The organism is Bradyrhizobium sp. TM102 (genome assembly GCF_009176685.1).
Lineage (GTDB): Bacteria > Pseudomonadota > Alphaproteobacteria > Rhizobiales > Xanthobacteraceae > Bradyrhizobium > Bradyrhizobium ottawaense.
In genome coordinates, this window is the sequence record NZ_AP021855.1 from 4249614 (window position 1) to 4262647 (window position 13034).

The window sequence follows — 13034 nt, forward strand, 5'->3', positions numbered from 1 at the left end:
TGGCTCCCAAATGGCTTACCTTGGAAGGCGAGGAGGGCTGGCCTGCGGCCGCACCTTGCCGTTCGAACAAAGCCGACTTCGGCTTAGCCATTCCTGAACCGGACCCGCCAGACAAAAGAGAGCGCCCCCCGAGGGCAAATCGGGAGGCGCCGGCTTTCTTTAGTACTTGGGCAGCTGCTGATTCTGCATACCCGAACGAGGAGCTCCGTTCAAGCGCCCCAGCAATGTGGGGGCGTCCTTGAGCGAGAAATTCGACTGGGATGACGGGTGCCTCGTGGTGCCGTTCTATCCGGCGCAAAACAAAACCGCCGTATACACGAACCCTTATGGGGACATCGTGCTGCGGCAACACAATCCGGATTCCTGGAAGGACGATGAAGATAACGTCCTAATCTTCCGACCAGAGCATACGGAAACCATTGTTCGCGCGATCATTCAGGAGGTCGGGCTCCCTTACGTCCTGGTGCCAGAAGTTGCGGAGAACGCTTGTTCTCGCGATACAAGCCTCAAGGACAGGACCGCCGCGGAACGCCAGCGCCGCCGGCGCAAGAAGCTGCGCCAAGGCCGTGACTCCAATCGTGACGACAGCGTTGCCGTCACGGGAGTCACGTCCGATCAGCCGCTGGTCCTGCCCGATCGTGCCAACCTTGTCCTCCTGCGCGCTCCTGATGAGCAAGACGAGGAGAAGGTCCAAGACACGGCGCTCACGCGCTGACCGAACCGCCGCGTTCGGACGGCCGTGGGCTCCGCGATTGCGGGTCCGCTTCGGAGGCTCCCGCCGCAATCAAGGTACTTTGGCCGACCGTCGCGAGAATAGCGACGAGTCGAGATCGGCCATGATCTCGTCGCCGGGGAGGGAAGAGCACGACTCTTTCCCCCGCCGATGAATGACCGCCAGCGCGCCGCGAGCTCAAACAGCGGCAGCGAGCCGGACGCTACACGCCATTTGGCGATCGGAAACAAAATGCGCGGGTTCAGGTGTCCCCATTCCTCCCCGCGGCCTTCAGGTGCCCGGCACCCCCGGGAGCGGTTGAAGGCAAGTCGCGCCGTCAGCGGGATGACAACCCGAACCGGTCGACTTGCGGGATGAGCCGAAAAAATCATCCCAATCGTCACGCCCCTCCACAAGGCGCGACGGGCGGACGCGGCGGGGCCAACGGCGCGCGAACCCCACGAGGGTTCGAAGGGCAACCAAGTACGCGAGGCCGAGCGGGCCTTCTCCCTCGTCAGGAGCTTCAGAGTGGGACTTTCCCAGACTGAAGGCGGAAAGGGGCGGAGCTGTGCCCGCGAAGGCGATGTAGGGGCCTGCCATGTAACGCGGGACAAAGATCCGTTCGCAGCAGGCTCTGTATCGAGGCGTTGGAGGCTGGAAATTGAGACGTTTGGGAGGGGCACCAGCCGCGGCGCGGGCGCCGTCGCCGACGTGATCTATGAAATGAGACCCCGCGACTTGAGACGCCGATCCACATCTGACCACCACTAGCCGGAAGCTCACCGAGCGGCGTACCGGACGGTTAACCGCCCGCTCAAGGCAACAGGGAGCGACGAGCTGACGCGCAAAGGGCTAGAGTAGGTGACCAATGCTCGGCACGGAGCTCGCCGCTTAAGCCGGGCGAGGCATCGCGCTTGGGAAGGGGTGAGACAGGCGGTGAGACACTTGCGAATTAACTTGGTGTCTCACCGCGGGGACTCGTGGAAGCATGGAAAAACATTCGAGCTTGCGGCCGCGACAAGGCAATGACGGACCTAGGCACGCACCGAGGGGGTGTTTTGGATCGAATTCGACCGGCGAGACACCCCGAGTCACCGCGCCCGCAAATGAGACAGGTGTCTCAGGCCAGATTGAGAGAAAAATGGGGGTCTGAAGGCTGAGGGGAGAATGCCAGAGTCGGCACGCTCACCTCAGAGAGGTGTCTCCCGCCCGGGGGCGGCTGCGTCGAGAGCACCGGCAAGATTTTGCCCCGGGAGGGGCTCTTGGCTAAGCGGCGCGAGACACCGCCCGACTCGTGATCGAGATGAGACAGGGCTGCTACGCCGTCGACGAGCCGTGGGACCGCGGCAACATCTGAAGCCAACACCAAGCGAATGGGAAGCCACTGGCTTACCCATTGGCTAAGACACCGCAACAGGAGACGACATTGGACCGCAGCATGATGCTCGAACACCTGGAGTGGCTGGCGCTCGCCGGGCCTTACTCCCAAACGCCGGGACTGGCTGGGGGCCGAATGCTCAGGCGCCTGCGCTCGCCGAGGTGGCTGCGGCTGCGCTTGACGCGATCAAGGGCGGCTTCGACCCGCGCTGGCGGGCGCCATAAAGCGGCAGGAGCGCACCCGAGCAATGGAGCAGGGCAGGGCTAGCGACTGGCGCCCGATCGAGAAACGCCGATCCTGCTGGGGGGGGGGCGCGGCGACCGATACTTCTGAACGACCAGTGAGACACCGCGAGTCACCGCGCGCCCTCCGATGAGACAGGTGTCTCAGAGGCCGCCCGGGTGGAAACCCAATGCGAAAGAAAGACTTAGCATTGAGACCCCCCTCCAGCTTGCCGGTGAGACACCGGGGGGCAGTGATGCGAACCTATGCCTAGCAGCCAGTCGCTCAGCTATTGAGTGATCCTCGCTTCAACACATCCATGTTCCTAGCGGGTGCTGCTCGTCACGCGCTCTCCTTGCCTCTATCATCGTGTCGTAGGTACGCCTTAGCTCGGATCCGGGCGGCGCCTCGGCCCCTGTCTGATTCCATTCGGGCATAAGGGCCAATTGGAAGCACCGCCCAGGCTCGGCCGCACTGCGTCGGAAATGCTGGTCAGTTACTGCAATCCGCATTAGCTACGACTGGATGCTCGGCCGCTGCCTTACGGTCCTCAAGAAGATGGTCGACGAGCGCCGCGGTCGAGAGAGGAGGCCGCAATGCGCGGCCGACATCGTAGCGAGGTGCGCCCAGCTCTTGCCCGAGCAAAAAGCGATTGTCACGGTCGAGATTCACCGCATTCTGGCGGAGCGCGACGGCGCTGGCCTGTTTCTGAGCGCCGTGGCCTAGTTTCATTTTGGGAGTGGCCAAGTTTGGGAAAATTCCATGGCGCCCATGTTCAGCCGCAGTTCCGTCTTGGGATGTCATACCCGTCAAATGGACGGCTCATACATACAAGGGAAATACGCACATGGACCATATGGAGACCACCTATAGGCTAATCGAGCTTGGTGATCGTACAAATGCTGGCCAGACAGCACTTACCCCGGAGCTAGCCCGATTGGTTCCGGGAGATTTGGCGCGCTATGCAGACACGCGGCTTGGGATAGAGCGAACTGATTGGGTAGAACACTTCGGCAAACCAAAAATTGCACGCACCATTCTTATAGAGGCTGAGACACATCCTCACGAATGGAAGATCGGCGTCGATCCAGAAACCGAAACGGGACCACGACTTCGATTGAATAGAACCGCTGGATAGTGTCTGGACTTAGTAAATAGCTGGAGGCCGCCAACTGAGGCGGCCTCTTTCATTTCAAGACATCTTCGCGCGTTGGCAAGCCCTGAGACTTGCGGTCCACACATCACCGGATTTCGGCAGCCGCCGCTAAAAGACCCGCGATAATCGGATCGATTGGAGGCTGCTTTCCTCCGCCGACTGCACAGGAAGCGCGATCGTCAGCGACTTATGACGCACCGCCGGCAGTTGCGGGGCCCGCCGGTTAAAACTGGCGGGCCTTGGACCCCGTTTGATCACGTGTATCAAAAATGAATACACGCCTCGGTTTTACGGTTTGTTCCACTTTTTCCCGACTGGCGCGTGGCTTCGGTCCGCTCATAGGTCGCGCTCCATCGCCTGATAGCTGCGTTCTTGACCTTGATCCAGAACTTCTGCCGGCCGCCGCGGTACGGCCGGTCGAGGCGCTTCGAGCGCGCAACAGCTTAGGCTTGTCTGGTTCAATTTGGGTGTGCCCCATGCAAACCAGACTTTTGCATGGTTCAATAATATGTTTTGACAAACCTAACTGAACCATGTTCATGTGAACCATCCAAACCAGACTCGCAGGGGTTTACATGTTCATCCGAGCCTATCTTCGCGCCTCAACCGACGATCAGGACGCCAACCGCGCTCGCGATCAGCTCAAGACCTTCGCTGCCGATCGCGGCTTGAAGATTGCCGCCTGGTACGTCGAGAGCGAGAGCGGCGCCAAGCTGGCGCGGCCGGAGCTGTTCCGACTGATCGCCGACTCACAGCCCGGTGACGTTCTGCTGATCGAGCAGGTCGACCGCTTGAGCCGTCTGACGCAAGCGGACTGGGAAAGGCTCAAAGCCGAGCTGACGGCACGCCGCCTCCGCGTGGTCGCGCTCGACCTGCCGACCAGCTGGATGATGGCGGCGGGCAACGGCGACGAATTCACCGCCCGCATGTTCGACGCCATCAACGGCATGCTGCTCGATATGCTCGCCGCGATCGCGCGCAAGGACTATGAGGACCGTCGCCGCCGGCAGGCGCAAGGACAGGCCAAGGCGAAGAAGGAGGGCCGTTATAAGGGCCGCCCGGCGGACACCGAGCGCAACGCTGGCATCGCTCGCATGCTCGGCGCTCGCATGTCCTGGAGCGCTATCCAGGCCGCCACAGGGTGCAGCCGCGCCACCATAGCGAAGATTGCCAAGCAGGCCGCCTAATTCCCATCCGACAGCAACGTCTCGACGGGCCGTCTATGCGGCCCGTTTCGGGCAGCGTGCGGACCGCCGGTGAGAGGAACCTCAGGGACGGCGGGCAGTTATCGGCAGTATCCCCAGACAAGCGGAGTTCTCCCATGCGCGAGAAGCGCAGCATGGCAGCACCAGCAACCTCCGCCCGCACAACCAAGGCATCGATTGAACCTCTTCGGACCGGTTATGCCTTAATCGTCGACGGTCATGTCAAGGCGACCTTCACGGCGAAAGCGAGCGCCCTGGAAGCTGGCCTACAGCTGAAGAACCGATCCCCTCGGCTCCAGGTCAAGATCTACGACGCCGCAAACAAGGTCAGCGAGGTTGTTGAGATCGCCCGCGCTTGACGAGCAGATCGGCGGGCCGTTCGGAGTTGGTACCATGAGCGCCTCGCGCACAGGCGACAATCGAGCCATGAATATCTTGCGCGAATTGCACGAGGCCGAGAAAGAGTTAGTTGGCAAGGCTGTCGTCTTGACTGATGGCAAGGCTGGCACAATCGATGGCGTCTTCCTCGATGATGAGCATGGGCTCCGCATCTCGATCGCGGGGCACGAGGGTCGATGGCCGATCGCGGCGGTGAAGCACATCGAGAGCTGATCGCCCGCCGCCTTGCAGCCGCGCTGGCGTTCGGTTCGCGAGACACCGCGAGTCACCGCGCGCTCTGCCGCGGAAGTACCTAAACAATGCTACTCAGTCTGATGCATCCCGCTCAGTTAACCCATGAAGCGATTTAGTTGGTTCATGAGGCCGGTGAAGAGGCCCTAGATACTCGGCCAGTCGGCGCAATCCTACTGCCATGCCGTTCAGGCGGGCCGCTTCATAATCGCGCAAATTCGGCGTGCAAGCCCAGCCTTCGCACATGTCGGCAAGATGGTCGAGCTGTGAGCTCGATAGCAAGCCCAGTGTGCCCATTGGCGGAACGGCGAAAAAATCAATCAAGCTCAGCGCATCCGCTCTGGGTATTGACTTTTCCAGTGCTCCTCCTCGATCAACAATGACCTTCAAGAACTCTGGGAGCCTCCACATCCTGCATCGTCGTTCAGCTTTGGCCTCTGCGAGAGCGGCTTCTTTGATGATAGCGAGCTTGTGTTGCATCTCGGCGATCTCGCCAGCCGACGAGCTTGCTGCGATGTTCTCAGTGATCTGGGCGTACTTTTGCGCGCACAGCTGGATGTAATATTCGGGCTCGGATTTTCCAACCATTAAGACCTGCCAGCACAGTCGGTAATGCCGATTGGGGCGTTCAGACCGGTGCTTCCTGTTTGTTCAGGTTCACGCCCATCTTGCAGGTAGTCAGCTTCCCTTCGATCTTCGAGTCTTCTTCGTCCCTTCAGCGAAAATTTCCTGAAAGCTCACGCCTAGCGCTTGCGAGACATGCCAGAGCGTCACGATAGTCGCGTTACGGGTCCCAAGTTCAAGTCCGCTTACGTAAGAGCGATCGACACCCAACCGATTGGCCAATTCCGCCTGCGATAGCCCAGCGGCAGTGCGAAGCCGCCTAACATTATCTCCAACCAGCTGTCGCACGTCCTCTGCCATGGACACAATGCGACAGACCGTGCAATACATTGCGACGCATTATAGTGCACGGGGGAGGGCATTCCGGTGTGCAAAACCGCGCTAGCTAGCCTAGTTCTCTATTGCTTGCTGTTCTCATTTATAGATCCTGCTCAGGCAGGGGTTGTTGGGAAGATCTCATGCGACGGCCGATCGGTTGGCTTTGCGATCGATATCACTGGGCCAATAGAGCATGCTACCTTCGACGAAGTCCGCGAGGCATTTACGAAGTACCACCAGCAACAAAATGAAATTGCCAATGGCAGGATTTGTCCTGAGAAGGCTCTCAAGGACAAACCGCTCGATTTCAGTGCCTATGGTCGCCGCTTCTCGATCGACAGCACGGGCGGAAGTGTGATCGCGGCGATGAAGATTGGTAGGCTCTTGCGGCAAGAACGGGAGTCTGTGATGGTCGAGGGTGTCTGCTTCAGCGCGTGCGTGTTTGTGCTTGCCGGTGCGGTCGATCGAGCCGTCTTTCCCCCTGGCAAAGTTGGTATCCATCGTCCTTATTTAGCTTCATATACTTCTGATGCTCGGCGCGAGATCGAGAGTGCTTTGCACCTGATGCGCGACTATCTTCGCGAGATGGGTGTGTCTCCGCAACTGGCGGACGACATGATTGCTGTTGAACCAGAGGACAACAGGGTACTTACCGCTTCTCAGCTAGCAAGCTACGGACTCTTGGGCGTCGACCGCGCGGAGAAGCAACAGCGGGCGGTCGATCAGGAAGTGAAGGATCTGGAAGAGGCGAAGGCATTGGGACTGGATCGGCGGGAATACAATAGGCGCAAGTCTCGCGCCAAACTTCTTTGCTCTGGGCCCGAGGCGTCTCCCGATTGTCGGAAGATGATTTTGCAAACGGGGCAGCCATGAAGCTGTGCTTGCAACCATGGCTAGAGGCGCACTAATTTAGGCACGCATATCTTTGGGGGCGGGCCAACCATGCGAATCGTATCCATATTGCCGTGCCTAGCAGCGGTTTTATTGTCCGGCTGCATCACAACGTCTATGCAGGGTTATGCCGATCGAGATCTTCCGGCGCGCCCCGTCAAACACATAGCTGCCTACGTAGTTGCGCCAACGGGTCTAGCAACAAGTTTCCAGTCGAGTATTGCGCAAGAAGCCGCGAAACGCGGCATTCTGGCAGATGATGCCTATACGTTGTTGCCGCCTACTCGCAGTTACAACGATGCGGAAATCAGAAAGGTGCTCGTCGCAAGCGATATCGATGCCGTTTTAATCATCAACGTTGGCGACACGGGCGTTGTCAGAGAGTACGCAGGGACTTTCTTTCAAACTGAGTATTCTGGTTCTACCGATATGAGCGGGACTGTTACTAGAAACGGGAACGTTTCAAGTGTGGCCTTGACCGGAAGCACTTCGGGCACGGTGACTGGAATCTCCTCGCCAATTCATCGTTACAGCCGACAGACGGCTTTCAAGGCTCGCCTAGTTGAACCGGCGACTGGGCGTAGTCTTTGGGTCGGGTCTGGCGAGGTGAGCGCGGGCGGCCGCCTTTTTGTTGGAAACGGCAGTAGTGCATCTAGCTCGGCAACTGCGATATTCGATGATTTGAGCGCGAAAAGGATAATCTAAATCAAATCGCCCCACGCCGCACACACGGCTAGACGTTGAATCCTCTGACTGATCTTGCCCCCGCATAGGCACTGAACGGGAATTCCCATGAACCTTCCTGATCTCGACGAACCGTTCGATGTGGATTCGTTGTCTGTAAAGATGTGGGCGAGGGTCCCAGAGCCGGTCCGGCAGAAGGTCGAGCTGCATGTGGCAGCTCACCTTCCAGCCGAAATGCTTGCGAGGGTTCGCGGCCTGTACGCCCGCGGAATTAATATCAGTTCTGATCCGGAGTTTTTCCATTTTGGCGCCGGCATGGTCGTCCGAAACCTGTGCCGAGAACGGCTCAGCGACGACGAGCTGGTGATCTACTGTCCATTCGGCGGCGATTGGGACCACTGTTATCTCGGAGTGCTTACCGCCATTGCTGCGATGTGCCAAAGCGCTGACTGATCACGCACGCAACGCCGCTAGGCAGTGGAGCGCCAATCAGAATGTCGGGCAACAGCGGACGATTTTTGGAGTTAACAGCGCCCCAAGAAATGGGGAGCCGGTCGCAGATGCCGAAACATCCGGAGCGGTGAGGCGGATCGCCCAGGAAGGGCCGGACAGCTGGCCCCGCCGATACTGGTATCATCATACTCATGAGCGGCGGCGCCCCCGGGCAGGGGCGACGGCAATCGGTCGTTTTTTGACAGACCCGCTTTACAGAACCACATGCGTCGAAAGGCGGTGCGCGTCGAGGTTGAATAACTCGGCTGAGTTGTGGTGAGACTAAAGCGCTTGCGGGTTGAGAGATTCGTTTGGGGATGGGAATGGTCGCGAACTTGGTGGGGTCCACATGGAAGAAATGGGACCTGCACGTACATACACCGGAGTCCTTCTATCAGAATTATCCAGGGGGCGGAGAAGAGGCTTGGGCAGCGTTCTTAGCAGACATTGAGAGCCTAGCTGATGAATTCAAAGTCATTGGCATCAACGACTATGTGCTCGTTGATGGCTATGAGAGGGTGTTGAAAGCGAAGCGCGAGCAGGGCAGGCTGAAGAACATCGACCTGATCCTGCCAGTTGTGGAGCTGCGGCTGGATAAATTCGGCGGTGTCGTCCAGGGCGGAAAGAGCGGTAGGGCTCCGTCAAGTTGGAGCAGGATCAACGTCCACGTCATCTTCGATCAGGTGGACCCGGATTTTATCCGCCAGCAGTTTATCTCCGCAATTGCTCCGAGCTACCGTCTTCTTCCAGGGTCGACTGGCGAAGGAAAATGGAATTCTGTGATCTCCCGGCAAAGCATTGAAGCTTTAGGCGCGGCCATCATCGAATCGGTGCCTGCAGACAAGCGGGCGGAGTATGGGAGTCCTTTGATCGAGGGATTCAACAATCTCAACGTAAGCGCGGATGGCTTGCGCAGAGCTTTAGAGAACGACGCTCTCAAGGGCAAGTTCATCGTCGCAGTCGGCAAAACCGAATGGGAGAACCTAAAATGGGACGATCACTCAATTGCGGAGAAGAAGACGCTCATCAACGACGCCCAGCTCGTCTTCACCGCAGCTGCATCTCCAGAAGACTACGATAAGGCACGCGAGAAACTAAGCGCGGCAGGCGTCAACTCCAACTTGCTCGACTGCTCGGATGCTCACTGGCTTAGCAATTCGACTGACAAGGATCGAATCGGCAATTGCTTCACCTGGATCAAGGCGGACTCAACTTTCCAAGGTCTGTGCCAAGCGATCCAGGAGTTCAAGCATCGGGTCTATGTCGGAGACAACCCGCACAAGCGGGCCCTCGTCGCGATGAACAAGACTAAGTTCATTCGTTCGGTGAAGGTTACGAAGAAGTCAGACTCGACGCTTTCGGAACCATGGTTCAACGTCGATTTGCCGTTGAATCCTGACTTGGTCGCGATCATTGGCAACAAGGGAAGTGGCAAGAGCGCGCTGTCGGACGTCGTGGCCCTAGTGGGCAACACGAGGCACCATCAGAAGTTCTCTTTCCTCAAGGACACGAGATTCCGCAGCCCCAAGACCAGGTTCGCGCACCACTTTGTCGCGGAGCTTACGTGGCATGATGGCGCTCGAACCTCGCGAGACTTGGACGATGATCCAGACCCGATCGGAGTGGAGCGCGTCAAATACTTGCCACAGAGCTACCTTGAAGACCTCTGCAACGAGCTTGGCGACGGTGGATCAGCGACCTTCGACGCTGAGCTGCGCAAGATCATCTACTCTCACGTTGAGGAGGCCGACAATTTGGGCAAGCCCTCAATGGATGAGCTCCTTGAATTCAAAGTTGCGGAATTCAACAAAGCTCGCCATGCGCTGCGGCTGAAGGTCACCAAAGTGAATGGAGATATTGTGGAGGCGGAACGCAGGTTAACGCCTGAGTTCAAGCGGAGTTTGGAGGAGCAGCTCGCAGCCAAGCAGGCGCAATTGACCGCTCTCGCGATGCCTCAAGTCGTTGAAGACCCGAGCGCTTCCGAAGAGGCTCTGGCCGAGTCCAAGGAGGCCGCCGACCGCATCCAAGCTCTGGAAGGCGAGATCAAGAAGGTTGAGCAAGAGGAGGCTGATCTGCGCGACAAAAAGGTCGTTGCCTCCAAGAGGCAGGCGACCGCGCTGCGTATTCACCAGGCTCTCACGAACTATAAGAAGCAGCACGAGACCTTCCTTGGAGAATTGCAGCCTCTGCTCGCAGGGCTTGGTGCGGACATTTCCGCCGAAGCCGTGGTGCAGCTTCGTGTCGATCTTGAGCCTGTCGATGCGCTCGCCAAGAAGATGCAAGCGGAAATCGACGCGATCGATGCAAGCCTGCAAAGTGAGGAGCCGGGCGGTTACGCCAAGCGAAAAGAGCAGCTTGCCGCTTCCATCGTGGCGGCGAAAGGCAAACTCGGTGAGCGCCAACGGCAGTTTGTTCTGTACAAGGAGGATTTTTCCAAGTGGGAGAGGGCCAAGGCGGAGCTCATTGGCGGGCTAGACAAGCCAGCAACAATCGCGTGGCTGCAGGCGGAAATCGCATCGATAGAAACTATTCCAGAGCTGCTTGCCACGTTGAAGAAGACGCGGTCAGACTTGGCGACAGAAATCCACGGCCAGATCCAGGCCATGGTCGACGAATACAAGCGCCTCTATGGCCCGGTCCAAGGTTTCGTCAATTCGCCAGAACAGCGGGAGATGAACCTGCCGCTCGATTTTCAGGTGCGCATCGAGGAGTCAGGATTCGCCCAGCAGCTCTCCAACCGGCTCAATCAGCGTGTCCGTGGCTCGTTCTCAGGCGTTGAGGAGAGCAACCAAATTCTGAGGTCTCTGTTGCAGGAGGCAAGCTTTGCTACGCCTAGCGATGCGGTCACGTTCGCGGAAACGATCGACGACATGCTCCACTTCGACCGGCGGGAGGGGCAAGACGGCCGCGAGATTCGGCTGACCGATCAGCTTAGCCGTGGAACAACCGCACAGGATGTTCTCGATTTCGTCTTCGGACTCGAATACCTCTCTCCGCGCTATTCATTGACCTACGATGGTCAGGATATCGGTCAGCTCTCGCCTGGTGAGCGCGGGCTCTTGCTGTTGGTCTTTTACCTCTTGGTCGATAAAGACGACATCCCGATCGTTATCGACCAACCAGAGGAGAACCTAGATAACCAGACGATTTTCAAAGTTCTGGTCAGATGCATCAAGAGGGCGAAAGAGCGACGCCAAGTGATCATCGTCACCCATAACCCCAACCTTGCTGTGGTCTGTGATGCTGAACAACTCATCTACGCCTCTTGCGACAAGGCAAGTAAGCGTTTCGACTACGAGGCCGGAGCCATCGAGAACCCCAGCATGAAAGAGCGGGTCGTGGAGATCTTGGAGGGAACAGAGCCCGCATTCAGAAACCGGCAGTCGAAATACGCGCTCTCGTGAAATCGATTGCGCAGAACCTTAGGTGAGGCTGTATAGTGGCAGACATTCCCGATGACGGGGAGCCGTTGTCATGACCGCATGCGCTGTGGGGCAACAACTCGCTTGCTCAGCCACTGCGCTTTGGGGCGTGGGATCGCCGCATGAAACGTCCTGCAACTAAACGGGCGGCTGGTCCGTTTCCAGTGCAATACCTTGACCGCAAGGCTATTCACCTTTTGCTCGGGCATGTCCTCCACGGTCGCATCGGATCTCTGCCGGTGTCGCTGTTATTTTTCCAGCTGGAAGCGTTTTTGAGGAATTCTGAGCGCAACTTCGCGCCCGCAGTTGGCGCCATCCCGAGACGCCTGCTGGAACACAACAGGCAGCCCAGAAAGCTTCACGTGTGCGAAATGGCACAAATCGACGCTGACGTTGTCTTCACCTACGACGCGAGCACTAAGCGCACCGACATGCAGTGGAAGGCTTACTTCGAGAATCCTCAGTTCGCTCGTCCAGAGGGCCATCAGCGTGTGGTCCTGCACATTAGGGTCAAGGAGGAGAGCGGGCTGATGCGCAGTGTTAGCATTCCTCTTCAGCCATTGATGGTGGGCTATGGTGACGTAGCCGAGGGACACCAAGGCTACGCCCACAGTATTACCTTCCTGGACCCGACAGGTGAGATTCTCGACCAAGTGTACTACATCGGCGTGACCGGCAGGAATTGGCTGATCCGAATGGAGGAGCACCTGGCGGAAATCCGAGGTGGCAGCAATAAGCGCTTCCACGCTGCTTGGCGCGCATATGCCGGTGATGCCAACGTAATGCTCGGTTCTGAGTTGATCGTCTTGAACCACACTTTCCAAGGCGTCATGGCTTGGGAGGAGGAGCAGGTCGATGCAGTGATGGAAGCAGAAAAGTCGTTGAACATGATCCCCGGCGGTTTCAAGGGCATGCGCTTTTTACACGAGCAGCGGGTGACTGACAGAGTCGACATCAGCCTAGAGGAGCGCGACAAGGCCATTGCCGAGTATGTGCGCCGAGTTGGGGTAAGGGCTGGCGTACCGAACCTGTTCCTAGCCGAATTGTGGCGCGACGACGAGTTTTACCTGAAGGTGCTGTCGGGGCGCTCTGATGTGCTCACGCCAGGGCAGGTGCTCGCCATTCGTGATTTGGCTGCTAAAGGACGCACGGCTCAACAGATATTCGAGGCCGTGGGCGCTAGGAACGTTGAACAGGTGCAGCGCGTCTTGCGGGGCAAGACCTATAAGCGCGTTCAATTTGAGACGATGACCAAGCCTGCAGCAGCCGATGGTGACCTGCAAGCCGACTAGCCCCGCGC

General features: G+C 58.3%; 12 protein-coding genes. 9 read left to right on the forward strand and 3 right to left on the reverse strand.

Annotation, left to right across the window (positions count from 1 at the left end):
• The first annotated feature begins 238 nt into the window (after positions 1-238).
• Positions 239-715, forward strand: a complete 477-nt coding sequence (locus GDN70_RS20375) for a hypothetical protein (protein ID WP_152102947.1) — start codon at positions 239-241, stop codon at positions 713-715.
• A 2089-nt stretch (positions 716-2804) separates the two neighbouring features.
• Here the strand turns inward: GDN70_RS20375 and GDN70_RS20380 are convergent.
• Positions 2805-3059, reverse strand: coding sequence for a hypothetical protein (locus GDN70_RS20380; RefSeq protein WP_152102948.1), 255 nt, complete (start codon positions 3057-3059; stop codon positions 2805-2807).
• Positions 3060-4043: 984 nt separating this feature from the next.
• Here GDN70_RS20380 and GDN70_RS20385 point away from each other — a divergent pair.
• The 3 genes from GDN70_RS20385 (at position 4044) to GDN70_RS20395 (ending at position 5285) form a co-directional block, all read left to right on the forward strand.
• Positions 4044-4655: a recombinase family protein gene (locus tag GDN70_RS20385; protein WP_152102949.1), complete on the forward strand. Its 612-nt coding sequence runs from the start codon at positions 4044-4046 to the stop codon at positions 4653-4655.
• 134 nt (positions 4656-4789) lie between these two features.
• A complete protein-coding gene (locus tag GDN70_RS20390) occupies positions 4790-5032 on the forward strand; it encodes a hypothetical protein (RefSeq protein WP_244625803.1) in 243 nt (80 codons plus the stop codon).
• Positions 5033-5066: 34 nt separating this feature from the next.
• A complete protein-coding gene (locus GDN70_RS20395) occupies positions 5067-5285 on the forward strand; it encodes a PRC-barrel domain containing protein (RefSeq protein ID WP_152102950.1) in 219 nt (72 codons plus the stop codon).
• A gap of 93 nt (positions 5286-5378) precedes the next feature.
• On the opposite strand, the gene GDN70_RS20400 is transcribed toward GDN70_RS20395, so the two are convergent.
• Entirely contained in the window at positions 5379-5891 is a 513-nt protein-coding gene (locus tag GDN70_RS20400) for a hypothetical protein (RefSeq protein ID WP_152102951.1), read from the reverse strand.
• 90 nt (positions 5892-5981) lie between these two features.
• A complete protein-coding gene (locus GDN70_RS20405) occupies positions 5982-6257 on the reverse strand; it encodes a helix-turn-helix transcriptional regulator (protein WP_354267715.1) in 276 nt (91 codons plus the stop codon).
• A 75-nt stretch (positions 6258-6332) separates the two neighbouring features.
• Here GDN70_RS20405 and GDN70_RS20410 point away from each other — a divergent pair, with 75 nt between their 5' ends.
• From GDN70_RS20410 to GDN70_RS20430, 5 genes are all read left to right on the forward strand, one after another.
• Positions 6333-7118 carry an ATP-dependent Clp protease proteolytic subunit gene (locus GDN70_RS20410; protein ID WP_152102953.1) on the forward strand — a complete coding sequence of 262 codons (786 nt, stop codon included), beginning with the start codon at positions 6333-6335 and terminating at the stop codon, positions 7116-7118.
• A gap of 69 nt (positions 7119-7187) precedes the next feature.
• Positions 7188-7841, forward strand: a complete 654-nt coding sequence (locus GDN70_RS20415) for a hypothetical protein (protein WP_152102954.1) — start codon at positions 7188-7190, stop codon at positions 7839-7841.
• An 87-nt stretch (positions 7842-7928) separates the two neighbouring features.
• The gene (locus GDN70_RS20420; RefSeq protein WP_152102955.1) at positions 7929-8273 is read left to right on the forward strand and encodes a hypothetical protein; all 345 of its coding nucleotides are present in this window, start codon (positions 7929-7931) and stop codon (positions 8271-8273) included.
• A 362-nt stretch (positions 8274-8635) separates the two neighbouring features.
• Positions 8636-11716: a TrlF family AAA-like ATPase gene (locus GDN70_RS20425; RefSeq protein WP_152102956.1), complete on the forward strand. Its 3081-nt coding sequence runs from the start codon at positions 8636-8638 to the stop codon at positions 11714-11716.
• A gap of 140 nt (positions 11717-11856) precedes the next feature.
• The gene (locus tag GDN70_RS20430; protein ID WP_152102957.1) at positions 11857-13026 is read left to right on the forward strand and encodes a hypothetical protein; all 1170 of its coding nucleotides are present in this window, start codon (positions 11857-11859) and stop codon (positions 13024-13026) included.
• Positions 13027-13034: the final 8 nt, after the last annotated feature.

What these genes read in the sequence shown, in the direction of transcription:
- GDN70_RS20385 (WP_152102949.1), top strand. Translation starts at nt 4,044, where the DNA reads ATGTTCATCCGAGCCTATCTTCGCGCCTCAACCGACGATCAGGACGCC.
- GDN70_RS20390 (WP_244625803.1), top strand. Translation starts at nt 4,790, where the DNA reads ATGCGCGAGAAGCGCAGCATGGCAGCACCAGCAACCTCCGCCCGCACA.
- GDN70_RS20395 (WP_152102950.1), top strand. Translation starts at nt 5,067, where the DNA reads ATGAGCGCCTCGCGCACAGGCGACAATCGAGCCATGAATATCTTGCGC.
- GDN70_RS20400 (WP_152102951.1), bottom strand. Translation starts at nt 5,891, where the DNA reads ATGGTTGGAAAATCCGAGCCCGAATATTACATCCAGCTGTGCGCGCAA.
- GDN70_RS20405 (WP_354267715.1), bottom strand. Translation starts at nt 6,257, where the DNA reads ATGTATTGCACGGTCTGTCGCATTGTGTCCATGGCAGAGGACGTGCGA.
- GDN70_RS20415 (WP_152102954.1), top strand. Translation starts at nt 7,188, where the DNA reads ATGCGAATCGTATCCATATTGCCGTGCCTAGCAGCGGTTTTATTGTCC.
- GDN70_RS20420 (WP_152102955.1), top strand. Translation starts at nt 7,929, where the DNA reads ATGAACCTTCCTGATCTCGACGAACCGTTCGATGTGGATTCGTTGTCT.
- GDN70_RS20425 (WP_152102956.1), top strand. Translation starts at nt 8,636, where the DNA reads ATGGTCGCGAACTTGGTGGGGTCCACATGGAAGAAATGGGACCTGCAC.
- GDN70_RS20430 (WP_152102957.1), top strand. Translation starts at nt 11,857, where the DNA reads ATGAAACGTCCTGCAACTAAACGGGCGGCTGGTCCGTTTCCAGTGCAA.